Genomic DNA, 16200 nt, shown 5'->3' with positions numbered 1-16200 from the left:
CTAGCTTTGCAGGAAGAGCCGGTAAACCGGGTTGGCGGTTTCCTCGACATGGGGGTAGCCCAGGGTGTCGAGGAATTCCTTGAAGGCCTTGTTGTCGGCCTTGGGCACTTGCAGGCCCACCAGGATGCGGCCGTAGTCGGCGCCCTGGTTGCGGTAGTGGAACAGGCTGATGTTCCAGCCCGGCCGCATGCTGGAGAGAAACTTCATCAGCGCGCCGGGGCGCTCGGGAAAGATGAAGCGCAGCAGGCGTTCGTCCTTGGAGAGGGCGCTGTGCCCGCCCACCATGTGGCGTATGTGCTCCTTGGCGAGATCGTCGTGCGTGAGGTCCAGGGTTTTGAAGCCGTGGCGCGAGAAATTGGCGGCGATCCTGGCGCTCTCGCCCTTGGCCGAGGTGGTCAGGCCCACGAAGACATGGGCCTTGGCGTCGTCGCTGATGCGGTAGTTGAACTCGGTCACGCTGCGCGGGCCGCCGGGCAACTCGCCGATGACTTCGCAAAAGCGCCGGAAGCTGCCGCGCTCTTCGGGAATCGTCACGGCGAACAGGGCTTCGCGCTCTTCGCCGACCTCGGCGCGCTCGGCGACAAAGCGCAGGCGGTCGAAGTTCATGTTGGCGCCGCACAGGATCGCCGCGTAGGTCTCGCCCTTGGTCTTGTGGGTGGCCACGTACTGCTTGACGGCGGCCACGGCCATCGCCCCCGAGGGCTCGACGATGCTGCGCGTGTCGACAAACACGTCCTTGATGGCGGCGCAGACCGCGTCGGTGTCGACGGTGATGAATTCATCGACCAGCTCGCGGCTGATGCGGAAGGTTTCTTCGCCCACCAGCTTGACGGCCGTGCCGTCGGCGAACAGGCCGACATCGCTGAGGGTGACGCGTTTTTTCGCGTCGACGGACTGCCGCATGGCATCGGAGTCGTTGGTCTGCACGCCTATGACCTTGATCTCGGGGCGCACGGCCTTGATGTAATTGGCCACGCCGGAGATCAGCCCGCCGCCGCCTATGGCCACGAACACGGCATCCAGCCGGCTGGAGCCCAGGCTTTGCAGCTGCATGAGGATTTCCATCGCGATCGTGCCCTGGCCGGCGATGACGTCGGGGTCGTCGAAAGGATGGACAAAGGTCAGGCCCTGCTTTTTCTCCAGCACCACGGCGTGGCCGTAGGCGTCCGAATAGCTGTCGCCGTGCAGCACGACCTCGCCGCCCCAGGCCCTGACCGCGTCGACCTTGAGCTGCGGCGTGGTGGTGGGCATGACAATGACCGCGCGCGTGCCCAGCTTTTGCGCGCTGAGGGCCACGCCCTGCGCGTGGTTGCCGGCCGAGGCGCAGATCACGCCTTTCTTGAGCTGCGCCGGGCTCAGGTGGGCCATCTTGTTGTAGGCGCCGCGCAGCTTGAAGCTGAACACCGGCTGCTGGTCCTCGCGCTTGAGCAGCACGGTGTTTTTCAGGCGCAGGCCCAGGTTCCTGGCGGGCTCGAGGCTGGACTCCACGGCCACGTCGTAGACGCGCGCCGTGAGAATCTTTTTCAGGTAGTCGGCGGGGCTGAGCGGCTTGCCGGGCTTGGCAGACGGGGCGGTTTTGGAGCGGGATGAGGCGGGTTTGGTCGGGGTGGGCATGTTTTTCTCGCAGCCTGACATCATAGTGGGGCGAGAAACCAGCGAAGAAGCGCCGCAAGAAGCCGTGCCGGCAAGAAAAAAGGCCCAGACCTTGCGGTCTGGGCCTGTAAATCCACCCTTAGAGGAGGTGGAGGAGACAACCAGTGCACAAAATACCTTGTGATGCCCGGGGCATCGGTATTGGTGCGATGATTTCAGTATAGCGGAGCAATGTTGCGCTGCACAATCTCTTGTGGCACAAACTCCACATTTTTCACGGTTTCAGTTATAAATTTTATGCATAAGGAGCGGGGTTTATGGAATGCACGGTGAGCTGGACGGGCAACAGCACTATCACGGGGTCTCGCTCCAACATGAGCTTTCTCGCCGAAACCGGCAGCGGCCACACCCTGGTGATGGACGGCGCGCCCGACGCGGACAAGCCCGAAAACGGCGGCGCCAACCTGGCGCCCCGGCCCATGGAAACGGTGCTGGCCGGCACCGGCGGCTGCACGGCCTATGACGTGGTGCTGATCCTCAAGCGCGGCCGCCAGGACGTGCGCGGCTGCTCGGTCAAGCTCAGCGCTGACAGGGCGCCGGTGGACCCCAAGGTGTTCACCAAGATCCACATGCACTTCGTGGTGACGGGTAAAGGCCTGTCCGCCAGCGCCGTGGAGCGCGCCGTGGCCATGAGCCACGACAAATACTGCTCGGCCACCATCATGCTGGCGAAAACCGCGGAGATCACCACCAGCTTCGAAGTGCTGGAGGTTTAAGCAAGCCGGACGGGGCGCTGCCGTTTCAGAGGTAGTGCGCCGTCGTGGTCATGACGCGCGCGGCCGAGCGCATCAGCGCCTTGACCGGCTCGGGCAGCTGCAGGGCGCCGGCCTGTTCGGCCTCAAGCGCATGCAGGGCCTCGTCGTCCTTCATCTGCGCCACGATGGCGCGAGACTCATGGTCGCCTTGCGGCAGGCGTTCCAGGTGGCCGGCCAGGTGGGCTTCGACCTGGCGTTCGGTCTCGACGACAAAACCCAGGCTCAGGCGGTCGCCCAGCCGGCTGGCGACCAGCCCGAGGCCGAAGGCGCCGGCATACCAGAGGGGGTTGAGCAGGGAGGGACGCGCGCCCAGTTCGTCCAAGCGAGCCTTGGTCCAGGCCAGGTGGTCACCTTCCTCGCGGCTGGCCTGCAAAAAGTGCTCGCGCAGCGCCGGATCGCGCGTGCCCAGCGCCTGCGCCGCATACAGGGCCTGCGCGCAGACCTCTCCCACATGGTTGACCCGCATCAGCGCGCCCGACAAGGCTTTGTCCTGCAGCGCCAGCTCGGTTTTTTCACCGGGCACGGTGGGGCAGGCGCGGCTGGCGCGGGGGGCGGCGAAAAGGGTGCGCAATGCGCCGTCAGCGGCATTCAGCGCGGTGTCGAGTGCGGTGGTCATGGTGCCATGTTAGCGCCGGGCACGCGCCATGGGAACGCCCATGAAAAAAGCCCCCGTGAGGAGGCTTTTTTGCGTAACCGGCCCGGTTTGAATCGGGCAGCGGGGTTCGGTTTAGAACGTGTGGCGGATGCCCAGGGCGATGTTGGTGGAGCCCACGCCGGCAGACGAGGTCACGCCGCCGAGGAAACCGTTGCCGCCGGGTGCAACCTGGCCCTGGCCCTTGTTGTTGAAGCGGGTGAGCACGGCATTCAGGTTGGTGCGCTTGGACAGTGCGTAGGTGTAGGTGAAACCGTAGGAATCGGTATCGGCATTGACCGTGCGCTTGTCATCCAGGCGGTTGAAGGCCACCACCCAGGTGTGTGGGCCGGTGGTGAGGCGGTAGCCGATGTGCATCAGACGGGCATCCTGGCGGAAGGCGGCGTTGTAGGCGTTCTGGAACGCCGCGCCGACAACCGCGCTACCCGACAGGGTGGTGACCGAGGAGGCGATCGAGGAGATGCCGCTTGGGTTGTCGTCCTTGATGGTGGCGTACTGGCCGTACAGCGTGCCGGGGCCGACGTCGACCGTGGCGCCGATGAGGTCGTTGGTCAGGGATTTCTGGCCCAGCTCGTTGTTCTTGCCGTTGTGGCCATAGCCCACCGAGAAACCGTCGCCCTTGTAAGTGACCATGCCACCCCAGAACCTGCTTGCGGAGTTGCTGCCGGCAACTTCACCCGCGCCGTACATCAGCAATGCGGTGACGCCGCCGGTCTGGATCGCGTATTGCAGCGTGTTGCTCAGGCGGATGTCAAATGCGGCGGGCAGGCTGGCGACCTGGCCGGCGGCCAGGCTGGACTGGGTCTGCGAAGCATCAAACTGCGCGGCGACCAGGTAGCCGGGCGTGTACTGGCGGCCGAATGTGAAGGCACCGACGGGGGTCACCAGGCCGACATAGGCCTGGCGGTCAAACAGGTTGCCGGCCAGGTTCACGCCGAATGCGCCGGTCGCGAGCGTGTTGTTCACGCCGGCGATGATCGTATCCCGGGTTGCGACAGGAATCGGAAGGCCCGCGACACCGGCGGCCACCGAGGTGGCGACGCGGTCAGGCATCTGGGTGCCGGAGTTCGGGCGGTTGGTCACGGAACCGGTGTCCAGTTCCAGGCGGTTTTCGAGGGTGAAGATGGCTTTGTAGCCGCTGCCTATGTCTTCCGAGCCGCGAAGGCCGAAACGCGAACCTTCCATGATGCCGCTGGCGATCGTGCTCACGGAGCCTTGGCGCAGGCCGCTGACGTGGTTATAGCCTGCGTCAAGAATGCCGTAGACGGTCACGGTGCTTTGCGCCATGGCGGCCGAGGTGGACAAAAGTCCCATGATCGCAGTTGCAACGAGGGTCAGTTTTTTCATGGAGTCTCCAGGAGTTTGTAATTGATAAAAAAGCGGTGAATGGCGGGAAAACTTTGACGCCCGTCCTTACCCTGCAGGCCGTCTTTGTGAGGGAAAGATTAATGGCGATGGGGTGAACCGTAAAGAGTGCCACTACGGGGGGTATCACTTTCGCGACAGGGGAAAACCCGGGGTTTTTGCCGGCCCGGCAAAGCCCGAAAAAATGCCGGGCAACTCCGTCATTTCAGGTTCATTCCCTCTGTGGCGGCGGCTTCCGCGTCCAGCCGGGGGCTGGTTAGGCGCCCTGTCGGCGGATGCCTGAATGCGGCTTAGGGGGTGGGCTCTATTTTGGCCGGCCCGTGGTAAGTGAGCCACATTCCGGCGAATCACCGCGGCGGTTCGGCGAGAACCGCTTGCCGCAGTGTCCTCGGGATTGCTATGGAAGACCGGAAAACCGAACGCAACCGAACGCAGGTTGCTGGTTGCTACCGAGTTTTTCACCAAAACGATGCATGCCGCGAAAAAAGCGCCATTTTGGTGTGTTCGCGCGGCATCAAAAGGCATATCGAGCCAAAGTGATGCCCTGCTGAAAGGCGCAACGAGCGATGTGTCGCGAGACACCAACAATCGGGCGTGAAAGTTGCTAATAGAGCGGCAAGGGCTTTGTGTGATTTGTGACAGATCGATTCAAATCGACCTGGGGTAGTCAGAAAGCCCTTTAAATGTTCGCAATTTTTATGTGTTCATGTGTTCCCCACCTTTTTGGAGATTTTTAATGATGAAGAAAAGCCTAGTCGCCCTGGCAGTGCTGGCCGTTTCCGGCGTGGCATCCGCCCAGTCCACCGTGACCATCTACGGTCTGGTGGATGCATGGATCGGTACCGTGAAGGACAACAACCTCAGCCAGTCCGGCGTGAACGTCCCGCATCCTTTCTCCGGCAGCGGCGGTGGTCTGCAGACCAGCCGTTTCGGCCTGAAGGGCTCTGAAGACCTCGGTGGCGGCCTGAAAGCCAACTTCCTGCTGGAAGCCGGCTTTGACCCCAGCACCGGCGCCGCCAACAACTACACCAACCCCTACACCAACGCAGTTTCCACCGCGGTCTTCGGCCGTCAGGCATGGGTTGGCGTTTCCGGTGGTTTCGGTGAACTGAAGCTCGGCAAGATGTGGACCCCTTACGATATGGTCAAGGGTTCTGGCGCTGCCGGCTTTGACTCGCTGCTGTTTGCGCCTTCCACCAGCGTGTGGGCCAGCAACAACTACTCGGACCGTCCCGGCAACTCGATCTACTACCAGACCCCGGACATCAGCGGTTTCTCCGCTGCCGGTATGTACAGCTTCGGTGAAAACAAGACCGCCGCTGTCGGCGCCGGCAAAATCATCAGCTTTAACGTTGCTTACGCGAACGGCCCCATCGGCGCTTCGCTGGCTTACCAGAGCGAAAAGGCCACTGCCGCTGCCACCGCCGTCAAGTACACGCAGCTGAACGGCTCCTATGACTTCGGCGTGGTCAAGCTGCTCGGCGCTTACGGCAACGTGAAGAACGGCGTCAGCCCCGTGACCGCCCTGGCAACGGACAAGACCAAGGAATACCAGATCGGCCTGGACTTCCCTGTCTCCAGCACCTTCACGCTGTCCGGCGGCTATGCCCGCTCCAAGAGCACCCGCCTGGCTGGCGCTCCTGACCTGAAGCGCACCGGCTACGGTCTGGCTGGCCTGTATGCACTGTCCAAGCGTTCGAACCTGTACGCTGGCGTGCAGACCGGCAAGGAAACCAACACCGGCGTGGCTGATCGCAAGACCACCACCTACGGCGTCGGCATCCGCCACACGTTCTGATCCAGGCTTGGCCTGAGTCTTAAGCTCAACCCCGCCCTGGCGCGGGGTTGCGTGGAAAGCCGCTTCCTTGAAGCGGCTTTTTTTGTTGGGTTGGCCGAAACCAGCCAAAAAGCGGGTTTTGGCGAGCCGGAATCCCCGGTTTGCTCGGGCGTTGTTTCTTTTCCACTGTCAGCCCTTTGTTTGTGGTTTGAGCACAACGGCTTGCCTGTTTTTTCGGGCATTCCTTTGCGAATTGAAGCCCAGTCTGGTGCAATAGAGCCAACTTCCCGAAAGGGGGTTGGCCCGGGTCTCTGGTGGAGCCATGAAGACGCAAGTCAGAAATGGTCCCCGTGCCGGAGCCCTATGTTTAACCTTGGAGAAACTCTCAATGAAAAAGACCCTTATCGCTTTGGCCGCACTCGGCGCGATGGCTGGTGCAGCACAAGCTCAGTCGACCGTGACCATCTATGGTCTGCTCGACGCCAACATCGGCAGCTACAAGACCAATCAGCTCAACGCTGCTGGTACTGCAGTCTCCGGCCTGAGCCAAGCCAAAATTGACTCCGGCGGCCTGAACGGTTCGCGTTGGGGCATTCGCTTCAGCGAAGACATCGGCGGCGGCATGGCTGTCATCGGTAACCTCGAAAGCGGTATCAACCTTGACGATGGTTCTTCCGGCCAAGGCGGCCTGCTGTTCGGCCGTCGCGCCAACGTGGGTATCTCCAGCGGCTTCGGTACCGTGACCATCGGTCGCAACTCCAGCTCCTACGACGACGTCGCTGGTGACCACGCCATGATGGCCCAGAGCCCGTTCGATCCTTCGAACACCAACAACGGCTTCAGCACGACTACCGTTGGCCAAATCGGCACGCTGAATGGCAATGTCGCACTGTTGACGCACGGTAGTGTTACCAGCGCAGGCGTCCTGAGCTCGGGCAAAGGTTCCGGCGCTCACGTGACCTGGGTTGGTTTCAACACCCGCTTCAACAACAGCGTCAAGTACGTTTCGCCTAATTTCGGCGGCTTCACCGGCTCGTTCATGTACGCTTTCGGCGAAGACAAGACGACCGCTGTCAGCGCAAGCAACTCGATCTCTGCCAACCTGAAGTACGCAAACGGTCCTCTGCTGATCTCCGGCGGCTACCAGTCCGAAGGCGCTGCTCGCACCGCCACGACCAAGCCAGCCCTGGTCAACACGCTGCTGAACGTTTCTTATGACTTCGGCGTTGCCAAAGTCGGCTTCGGTGCCAACCGCGCCAAGTTCAAGGACGTCCTGACGACCTTCCGTACCGGCGTTTCCCACGAACTGGCAGCTCAAAAAGAGTACAGCCTGAGCGTTGCAGTGCCTCTGGGCGCAACGACCCTGAGCGCTGGCTATGCACGTTCCAAGGGTGACGATCTGGGTTCCAGCACTGGCTGGGGTATCCAGGCTCTGTACTCTTTGAGCAAGCGCACCACCCTGTACACGGGTGCCGTCAGCACGAAGAACTACGACAACGTGGCTAACAGCACCATGACGCTGGCTCCTACCAGCAACATCACCCGTACCACCACGTACGCAGCTGGCATTCGCCACACGTTCTAATTTGAAGCTGGCTTAAGCCAGTTTCTTATGAGAATCCAAAAGCCGCTTCGGGGAAACCCGAGGCGGCTTTTTTTATGGCAAAAGCCGTGCGGTTTTTTGAAACTTTTCCGCGCCCGCCGCGTTGAGTTATCTGGTTCCCTGTTTTTCCGGGTACATCAAGCCTGCAAGCCTGGCAACCTCCCCGAATACCCGCTATCTTTTTCATGACCACATCGTTTTTTTGCTCCTTGGGCGTGCTGCGCACCCTTGTGGTCATCAGTTGCCTGTTGCTGTTGACCGCCTGTGCGGGAGTCGAAACAAGCGCGCCCGCAGCCAGCCAGGATGTGCACTGGACTTCGGCGTCGCCCTTGAATTCCAATGCAAGTCCTCTTTCAAACCCCGAGACGGTGAAATGGCAGCACTGCGCATTCCCGGGTAAAAAATCCACGCGTTACCGGGCGGTTCGCCTGGACGGACGCGATGCCGTCCTCAGTGAGTCCGACAGCGCCGCCAGCATGCTGCGGCAACATCTGCGGGTCGAGCCTTCGGAGCTGGGCAAACTGGGCTTCTCCTGGAAGGTGCCCACGATGATTTCCGGCGCCGACATGACGCAGCGCGACAGCGATGACTCTCCGGTGCGTGTGCTGCTGGCCTTCGAGGGCGACCGTTCCAAGTTTTCCGCCAAAAATGCCATGCTGTCCGAACTGGCATTGGCCCTGACGGGTGAGCCTATGCCCTATGCGACCCTCATGTATGTGTGGGGCACCCATAGCGCGCCGGAAAGCGTGCTCATCAATCCCCGCACCGACCGCATCCGCAAGCTGGTGCTTGAGTCCGGGCCCGCGCGGCTGGGCCGATGGCTTGACTATGAGCGCGACATCCGCGCCGATTATGAGAAAGCCTTCGGCGAAGCACCGGGCGCACTGGTCGGCATTGCCATCATGACGGACAGCGACAACACACGGCAAAAAGCCTCGGCATGGTACGGCCCTGTCAGATTGATGAGCAAGTCCTTGAACGCCACAGCCGCCCCCGGTATGACCGCCGCATCGGCCAGGATTTCCCAAAGCCCTGTGTTTGCACCGCCATCCCTTCAAGACTAGTATTCAAACTGCTGAACTCGGAACCTCACTGACATGCGCGCTCCGGCCACCCTTCCAAGCCTTCCAGCTGCCTCCTCCCTCCCATCCACCGCGGCAGACAGCCCCGATAACGCTGATAGTTCTGACCGGCCGCCCCAACTGCGCGCCAGCGGCCGTGCCTTCGCGCAGATCGTGCAGTACCACCCCGAACTGACGGCATTCCGGCGTGACCTTCACGCCCATCCCGAACTTGGTTTCGAAGAGGTCTATACCTCCAGCCGCGTCGTGCATGCGCTCAAGCTGTGCGGGGTGGACGAGGTGCACACCGGTATCGGCAAAACCGGCGTAGTGGCCGTCATCAAGGGCCAACAGCCCGCCAAGGCGGGTGCAAGGCCTATGGTGGGCCTGCGCGCCGACATGGATGCGCTACCCATGACCGAGCACAACGAATTCGGCTGGAAGTCTTCCAAGGCCGGCCTGATGCACGGCTGCGGCCACGACGGCCACACCACCATGCTGGTGGGTGCCGCCCGCTACCTGGCTGAGACGCGCAACTTCGCCGGCGACGCCGTGCTGGTGTTCCAGCCCGCGGAAGAGGGGCGCGGCGGGGCCGACGCGATGATCAAGGACGGCCTGTTCGAGCGTTTTCCGGTGCAGGCGATCTACGCCATGCACAACTGGCCCGCGATGCGGCCCGGCACCATAGGCATCAACCCCGGTCCCATGATGGCCGCGGCCGACCGCATCACCATCGAGGTGACCGGCAAAGGCGGCCACGGTGCACACGCTTACCTGACGGTGGATCCGGTGCTGGTGGCCGCTCACATCATCACCGCGGTGCAAAGCATTGTGTCGCGCAACGTCAAGGCCATGGACAACGCCGTGATCAGTATTTGCGCCGTGCAGGCGGGCGACCTGGGCGCCATGAGCGTGGTGCCCGAAACGGCCATGCTGGTGGGCACGGTGCGCACCTTCAAGCCCGAGGTGCAGAACCTGGTCGAGCGCCGCCTCAAGGAGCTGTGCGCGGCCGTGGCCCAGGGCTTCGGCGCTACCGCCACGGTGAAGTATGAACGCATCTACCCGGCCACCATCAATTCGCCGGCCGAATACGCGCTGGCCACCGCGGTGGCGGACCAGCTTGTGGGTGCGGAAAACGTGGTGAGCAACCTTGAACCCAGCATGGGCTCGGAAGATTTTTCCTTCATGCTGCGCGTCAAGCCGGGTGCCTACCTGCGCCTGGGCCAGGGCGAGCAACTGCCCGACGGCAAAGGCGGCACCACCGGCGGCGTGGGCAGCCGCTTCCTGCACAACAGCTGCTATGACTTCAACGACAGCGTGCTGCCGCTGGGTTCGGCGCTGTTCGCGGGCATTGTGGAGCGTTCGCTGCCGCTGGCCTGAGCTCAGGCGTAGCGCTTGTTGCGCAGGTTGTTCTTCATTTCCTTGAGCAGCGGTTGCAGCTTGCTGCCTATGCGCAGTGCCACGCAGGTCGCCAGGATGTCGACGATCATCAGGTGCATGAGGCGCGACACCATGGGGCTGTAGCGGTCATAACCCTCGGGGTGGTCGGCCGCCAGGTGGATGTTGCCGGCTGCGGCCAGCGGTGAGCCGGTGACGGTGATGACGATGGTGGTGGCGCCGTTTTTGCGCGCGATGTCGCAGGCGTCCATCAGGTCGCGTGTGCGTCCCGAGTTGGAAATCACCACCACGCAGTCGCCCGGGCCCAGCAGCGAGGCGCTCATGACCTGCATGTGGCCGTCGCTGTAGGCGATGCTGGTGATGCCCAGGCGAAAGAACTTGTGCTGCGCGTCCTGCGCCACGATGCCCGAGTTGCCCACGCCGAAAAACTCGATGCGTTTGCCGGTGTTATAGGTCGCCAGCAACGCGTCCGCCGCTCTTTCCACGGCCACCGAACTCGCATCGTTGCGGTATTTCAAAAACGCCGCCACGGTGTTGTCTATCACCTTGACCATCACGTCGGCGGTTTTGTCGTCCGCGTCCACGCTGCGGTGGATGAAGGGTACGCCCTCACTCACACTGCCAGCCAGCTTGAGCTTGAAGTCCGACAGGCCGTCATAACCCATGCTGCGGCAAAAGCGCACCACGGTGGGCTTGCTCACATGCGAGCGGCCGGCCAGCTCGGTGATCGGCAGGTTGGCAAAGGCCCGCGGGTCGGACAGCACAAGGCGGCCCACGCGTTGTTCGGCGGGGGCTAAGGAGGAAAGAGACGCCTTGATTCGGTCGAGCATGCTCAGCACTCCTCAGACCAGCAATATCCGTCTCTGGCGATCATCGCGCTCGCCGCGCTAGGCCCCCAGCTGCCGGCGGCATAGGGCCTTGGCACGCCGGAATCGTTGCTCCAGCTGTCCAGGATGGGCTCCACCCAGCGCCAGGCTTCTTCCTGTTCGTCGCTGCGCACAAAAAGGTTGAGCCGCCCGTCGATCACATCCAGCAACAGCCGCTCATAGGCGCCCACGCGTTCGGAGCCGAAACGTTTGTCGAAATCCAGGTCCAACTGCACAGGCGCCAGCGAGGGCGTGCCGCGGCGCTGGTCGGCACCCTGGGCCAGCAGGTGCAGCTCCAGGCCGTCCTTGGGCTGCAGGTTGATGACCAGCCGGTTGGCCACGTTGGAGCCGGAGGTGGAGGCCTTGAAAATCGCGTGCGGTGCCGGCCGGAAGTTGACCTCGATGTGCGCATCGCGGCCGGCCAGGCGCTTGCCGGTGCGGATGTAAAAGGGCACGCCGGCCCAGCGCCAGTTGGCGATCTCGGTGCGCAGGGCGACAAAGGTTTCGGTCCGGCTGTCGGGGGGCACGCCTTTTTCGTCGCGGTAGCCCGGCACGGCCTCGCCGTCGATGTTGCCGGCCGCGTACTGGCCGCGCACCACGTGCTGGCCCAGTGTTTCCGGCGTCCAGGGCTTGAGCGAGCGCAGCACCTTGAGCTTTTCGTCGCGGATGGCGTCGGCGTGCGAGTTGATGGGTGGCTCCATGCCGATGGCGCACAGCAGCTGCAGCGCGTGGTTTTGCACCATGTCGCGCAGCGCGCCCGTGCTGTCGTAGAAGGCCCCGCGTTTTTCCACGCCCAGGTCCTCGGCGATCGTGATCTGGATGTTGGCGATGGTCTCGCGGCGCCACAGCGGCTCGAACAGCGAATTGCCGAAGCGCAGCGCGAACAGGTTTTGCACCGAGGGCTTGCCCAGGTAGTGGTCAATGCGAAAGATCTGTTGCTCGCTGAGCACGCCGCGTACCGTCTTGTTGATGGCGCGGTTCGAGGCCAGGTCATGGCCCAGCGGTTTTTCCAGCACCACGCGGGTCTGCGGGCCGTTCAGGCCGGCGGCGGCGATCTGCTCGCACACCGTGGTGAACAGGCTGGGCGCCGTCGCCACATACATCACCACCACATCGGCCGGCCGCTGCTGCAGCCTGGCGGCCAGCCCCGCGTAATCCGCCGGGTTGGACAAATCCATGCGCAGGTAGCCCAGCAGCGCGGCAAAGCGCGAGAACTCCTCCTCGCTGGGGCGCTTGGCCAGCTCGACGTTGTCAAAGCGGGACTTGATCAGCGCCCGGTACTGGTCGTCGGACAGATCGTCGCGCGCCACACCCACAATGCGCCCGCCGGCCGGCAGTGAGCCATGGCGAAAGGCCTGGAACAGGGCCGGCATGATCTTGCGCCACACCAGGTCGCCGGTGCCGCCGAAAAGGATGAGGTCAAAACTCATGGTAAAAAAGTGTCTTGGTAATTAAGTTTCATATTCTATGGGCATAATGGTAACTCGACCCTGAACCCGCGCGATGCACGCCTCCAGGTGCTCCCGCGGTGTTTCATCCGGACCACTTTCGCGTTTTTGCCCAGCATCCCTGCCATGACCCAACTTGACGCCCTCAAACAGTTCACCACCGTGGTTGCCGACACCGGTGATTTCAAGCAACTGGGGCAGTTCAAGCCGCAGGACGCCACCACCAACCCCTCGCTGATCCTCAAGGCGGTGCAAAAGGCCGACTACCAGCCCTTGCTCAAGGACACCGTGGCCCGCTTCAAGGGGCGCGCGCTCGACGAAACCATGGACCGCCTGCTGGTGCGCTTCGGCTGCGAAATCCTCTCCATCATTCCGGGCCGCGTCTCGACCGAAGTCGATGCGCGCCTGAGCTTTGACGCCAATGCCACCTACACGCGAGGCGAGCGCATCGTCGAGCTCTACCAGGCCGAGGGCGTACACATAGACCGCGTGCTGATCAAGGTCGCCGCCACCTGGGAGGGTATACAGGCGGCCGAAAAGCTCGAACAGCGCGGCATCCACACCAACCTCACCCTGCTGTTCTCATTCGCCCAGGCGGTGGCCTGCGGCCAGGCCAAGGTGCAGCTGATCTCGCCCTTCGTCGGCCGCATCTACGACTGGTACAAAAAATCCGCCGGCGCGGCCTGGGACGAGGCTGCGATGGCCGGCGCCAATGACCCCGGCGTCAAGTCGGTGCGCGAGATCTACAACCATTACAAACACTTCGGCATCGCCACCGAGGTGATGGGCGCGAGTTTTCGCAACGTGGGCCAGATCACCGCGCTGGCCGGCTGCGACCTGCTGACCATCAGCCCCGAGCTGCTGGGCCAATTGGCGGCTTCCGACGCGCCGCTGCCCTGCGCGCTGGACGCCAAGGCGGCCGCCGCGCTGGACCTGCCCGCCGTCAACTACGACGAAGCGGGTTTTCGCTACGCGCTCAATGAAGACGCCATGGCCACCGAAAAGCTGGCCGAGGGCATACGCGCCTTCGCGGTCGACGCCGTGAAGCTCGAACAGCTGATGCTGGCGGCCTGAGGCATGGCCGTGCAGCCAAGACCCCGCTGCGACCGCACGCCGGCCTGGGCCGCGCTGCAGGGCTGCTTCGACACCCAGGGAAAATCCTTTGACCTGCGCCGGGCCTTCGCGGCCGACGCGGGGCGCTTTGCGCATTTCAGCCAGGAAGCGCCGCATGTTTTTGCCGATCTCTCCAAAAACCTGATCGACACGACCAGCGAGACTCTGCTTCTGGATCTGGCCGCGCAATGCCGGCTCGAGCAGCACCGCGATGCCATGTTTGCCGGCGAGCTGATCAATGGCACCGAGCAGCGCGCCGTCAAGCATTTTTTATTGCGGAGCCCGGCCGCCGCCGGCATGGACGGCGACCTCGCGCGGGTGCATGAAACCCTGGACGCCATGCTGGCCTATGCCGAGCAACTGCGCGCCGACGCGGCCATCACCGACATCGTCAACATCGGCATAGGCGGCTCCGACCTCGGCCCGCAGATGGCGGTGCTGGCGCTGGCTGAATTCGCCATCCCCGGCAAGCGGTTGCACTTTGTCTCCAACGTCGACGGCGGCGAGCTGGCCGGCGTGCTGCAGGGGCTCAAGCCGCAAAACACGCTGTTCCTGGTGGCGTCCAAGACCTTCACCACCACCGAGACCATGACCAATGCGCATTCGGCCAGGCGCTGGTTTGAGTCGCAGGGCGGCACGGATGTTGGCCGGCATTTCGCGGCCCTCACGACCAATGTCGCGGCGGCCCATGCTTTCGGCATCAAGACGAGCTTCGGCTTCTGGGACTGGGTGGGCGGGCGCTATTCGCTCTGGTCGGCCATAGGTTTGCCGATTGCCATCGCCATAGGCGCGGCCGGCTTTCGCGAGCTGCTGGCCGGCGCGCATGCCATGGACGAACACTTCCGCACGGCGCCGCTGGCGCGCAACCTGCCGGTGCGCCTGGGCTTGCTCGACGTCTGGTATCGCAATTTTTACGGCTTCAGCAGCCGCAGCATCGCGCCCTACAGCAGCGCCTTGCGGCGCCTGCCGGCCTATTTGCAGCAGCTTGAAATGGAAAGCAACGGCAAGCGTGTCGATGCCGACGGCCAGGCCTTGCCTTTTGCCACCTCGCCCGTGCTGTGGGGCGAGCCCGGCACCAACGGCCAGCACGCTTATTTCCAGATGCTGCACCAGGGCAGCTCGGTGGTGCCGGTGGAATTCGTCGCCGTCAAACAGGCCGGCCATAGCCTGCCCGGCCATCACGCCACTTTGCTGGCCAATGTGCTGGCCCAGGCGCAGGCCTTGATGCAGGGAAAGGACGATGTGGGTGGCCACAAACATTTTCCCGGCAACCGGCCCAGCACCTTCTTGCTGCTGGAGCGGCTCACGCCCGCCAGCCTGGGGGCGCTGGTCGCGCTGCAGGAGCACCGCGTGTTTGTCAGCGGCGCGATCTGGGGCATCAACAGCTTCGACCAGTGGGGCGTCGAGCTCGGCAAGGTGCTGGCCAGGGACATAGAGCCGCGCCTGCAAAGCGGTGACCTGTCCGGCCTTGACGGCTCGACGGCGGGCCTGTTGCGCAAGATTTCCGGCTGATTCGCGCAAAACCGTGCTTTTTTCCCTGACGGGAGTGCGCGGTTTCGTGGTCAACTTGCCGCTTCGCTGATTTTTTCGATGATTTCGCATGATGTCTTTACCCGTCACGCCTTGCCGAGTTTTTCCCCGTTTTTCGATGTTCGCCGCGGCGCTGCTCACGGCAGCGCTGGCCGCCGGCTGCGCGACGCGCGCCCTTGATGCTGAGGACGCCGACACCGACGAGCCCGTCAGCCAGGGCGGCACCGTGGGTGTGGCCGAAGGGGTGACCGGCACGGCCTGGGCCGAGATGTCGGCACCGCCCAAAGCCGGGGAGCTCAAGCCCGACGACCTTCGGTGGGAGATCTTCCGCGTGCCCGGCAAGCAGCCGGCCAGCTACAGCTATGTGCGCCATGAAGGCCGCGACGCGGTGCTCGCGAAGGCCGAGGCCTCCGGCAGCATCCTGCGCCATCGCCACCGCATTGAGCCGGACCAGCTGGGCCTTGTGCGCTTTTCCTGGAACGTGCCCAACGCGGGCGCGGGTGCCAACGCCGCGCTGCCGCAGCTCGAGGATGTGCCGGTGCGGGTGGTGCTCGCTTTCGAAGGCGACCGCTCGCGGCTGTCGATGAAAAACGCCATGCTGTCGGAGCTGAGCCGCCTGCTGACCGGCGAGGAAATGCCGTTCGCGACCCTGGTCTATTCGTGGTCGCGGGTCAAGCAGCCCGGCGAGGTCGTCGTCAATGATCGCACCGACCGCATCCGCAAGATCGTGGTCGATTCGGGTGACCACGGTTACAACGAATGGCGCAGCTACGAGCGCGACATCCGCGCCGACTACCGCAAGGCTTTTGGCGAAGACCCGGGCGCCTTGCTGAGCTTCGCGGTCTTTACCGAAGGTGAAAGGGACGAAGGCCAGCTGCAGGCCTTCTACGGGCCGCTCAAGCTCATACCCGCTTCGGCTGCGGCCGTCGCGAGCAAGTAGCGCCGCGTCAGCGCCCGCTCAACGCGGGGCGGCGGCCCT

14 protein-coding genes are annotated in these 16200 nt (G+C 63.4%); 8 read left to right on the top strand and 6 right to left on the bottom strand.

The window, feature by feature from the left end; genetic code table 11:
- Complete coding sequence (ilvA, locus tag ACEN9P_RS06455) at positions 1–1614, bottom strand: threonine ammonia-lyase, biosynthetic (RefSeq protein ID WP_495621427.1); 1614 nt, start codon at positions 1612–1614, stop codon at positions 1–3.
- 296 nt (positions 1615–1910) lie between these two features.
- On the opposite strand from ilvA, the gene ACEN9P_RS06450 reads away from it, so the two are divergent.
- Complete coding sequence (locus ACEN9P_RS06450; protein ID WP_477661006.1) at positions 1911–2369, top strand: OsmC family protein; 459 nt, start codon at positions 1911–1913, stop codon at positions 2367–2369.
- 25 nt (positions 2370–2394) lie between these two features.
- On the opposite strand, the gene coq7 is transcribed toward ACEN9P_RS06450, so the two are convergent.
- Both coq7 and ACEN9P_RS06440 read right to left on the bottom strand, forming a co-directional pair.
- Complete coding sequence (gene coq7, locus ACEN9P_RS06445; RefSeq protein ID WP_477661007.1) at positions 2395–3024, bottom strand: 2-polyprenyl-3-methyl-6-methoxy-1,4-benzoquinone monooxygenase; 630 nt, start codon at positions 3022–3024, stop codon at positions 2395–2397.
- A 111-nt stretch (positions 3025–3135) separates the two neighbouring features.
- Positions 3136–4407, bottom strand: coding sequence for a porin (locus ACEN9P_RS06440; RefSeq protein ID WP_477714203.1), 1272 nt, complete (start codon positions 4405–4407; stop codon positions 3136–3138).
- A gap of 754 nt (positions 4408–5161) precedes the next feature.
- On the opposite strand from ACEN9P_RS06440, the gene ACEN9P_RS06435 reads away from it, so the two are divergent.
- On the top strand, positions 5162–6223 hold the full coding sequence (locus tag ACEN9P_RS06435; protein ID WP_477714205.1) for a porin: 1062 nt from the start codon (positions 5162–5164) through the stop codon (positions 6221–6223).
- Between the two features lie 367 nt (positions 6224–6590).
- Positions 6591–7787, top strand: coding sequence for a porin (locus tag ACEN9P_RS06430; RefSeq protein ID WP_477714206.1), 1197 nt, complete (start codon positions 6591–6593; stop codon positions 7785–7787).
- Positions 7788–7812: 25 nt separating this feature from the next.
- Here ACEN9P_RS06430 and ACEN9P_RS06425 read toward each other — a convergent pair whose 3' ends face one another.
- Positions 7813–8145 carry a hypothetical protein gene (locus tag ACEN9P_RS06425; protein ID WP_495621426.1) on the bottom strand — a complete coding sequence of 111 codons (333 nt, stop codon included), beginning with the start codon at positions 8143–8145 and terminating at the stop codon, positions 7813–7815.
- Between the two features lie 28 nt (positions 8146–8173).
- On the opposite strand from ACEN9P_RS06425, the gene ACEN9P_RS06420 reads away from it, so the two are divergent.
- Together ACEN9P_RS06420 and ACEN9P_RS06415 are read left to right on the top strand one after the other, a co-directional pair.
- The gene (locus ACEN9P_RS06420; protein ID WP_495621425.1) at positions 8174–8869 is read left to right on the top strand and encodes a DUF3047 domain-containing protein; all 696 of its coding nucleotides are present in this window, start codon (positions 8174–8176) and stop codon (positions 8867–8869) included.
- A 33-nt stretch (positions 8870–8902) separates the two neighbouring features.
- Positions 8903–10246 (top strand): M20 aminoacylase family protein, encoded by a 1344-nt coding sequence (locus tag ACEN9P_RS06415; RefSeq protein ID WP_477661012.1) that lies wholly within the window; start codon positions 8903–8905, stop codon positions 10244–10246.
- Positions 10247–10248: 2 nt separating this feature from the next.
- Here ACEN9P_RS06415 and ACEN9P_RS06410 read toward each other — a convergent pair whose 3' ends face one another.
- Positions 10249–11094 carry a MurR/RpiR family transcriptional regulator gene (locus tag ACEN9P_RS06410; RefSeq protein ID WP_074577870.1) on the bottom strand — a complete coding sequence of 282 codons (846 nt, stop codon included), beginning with the start codon at positions 11092–11094 and terminating at the stop codon, positions 10249–10251.
- Between the two features lie 2 nt (positions 11095–11096).
- Positions 11097–12560 carry a glucose-6-phosphate dehydrogenase gene (zwf, locus tag ACEN9P_RS06405; RefSeq protein ID WP_495621424.1) on the bottom strand — a complete coding sequence of 488 codons (1464 nt, stop codon included), beginning with the start codon at positions 12558–12560 and terminating at the stop codon, positions 11097–11099.
- Between the two features lie 144 nt (positions 12561–12704).
- On the opposite strand from zwf, the gene tal reads away from it, so the two are divergent.
- The 3 genes from tal (at position 12705) to ACEN9P_RS06390 (ending at position 16161) form a co-directional block, all read left to right on the top strand.
- The gene (tal, locus tag ACEN9P_RS06400; protein ID WP_495621423.1) at positions 12705–13652 is read left to right on the top strand and encodes a transaldolase; all 948 of its coding nucleotides are present in this window, start codon (positions 12705–12707) and stop codon (positions 13650–13652) included.
- Positions 13653–13655: 3 nt separating this feature from the next.
- Entirely contained in the window at positions 13656–15203 is a 1548-nt protein-coding gene (pgi, locus tag ACEN9P_RS06395; protein ID WP_495621422.1) for a glucose-6-phosphate isomerase, read from the top strand.
- A gap of 88 nt (positions 15204–15291) precedes the next feature.
- A complete protein-coding gene (locus ACEN9P_RS06390) occupies positions 15292–16161 on the top strand; it encodes a DUF3047 domain-containing protein (RefSeq protein ID WP_495621421.1) in 870 nt (289 codons plus the stop codon).
- Positions 16162–16200: the final 39 nt, after the last annotated feature.

The sequence above is a fragment of the Polaromonas sp. Polasp52 genome (genome assembly GCF_059491565.1).
Note: the sequence above shows the minus strand (reverse complement) of the source record. Positions and strands in the feature narration are given on the sequence as shown.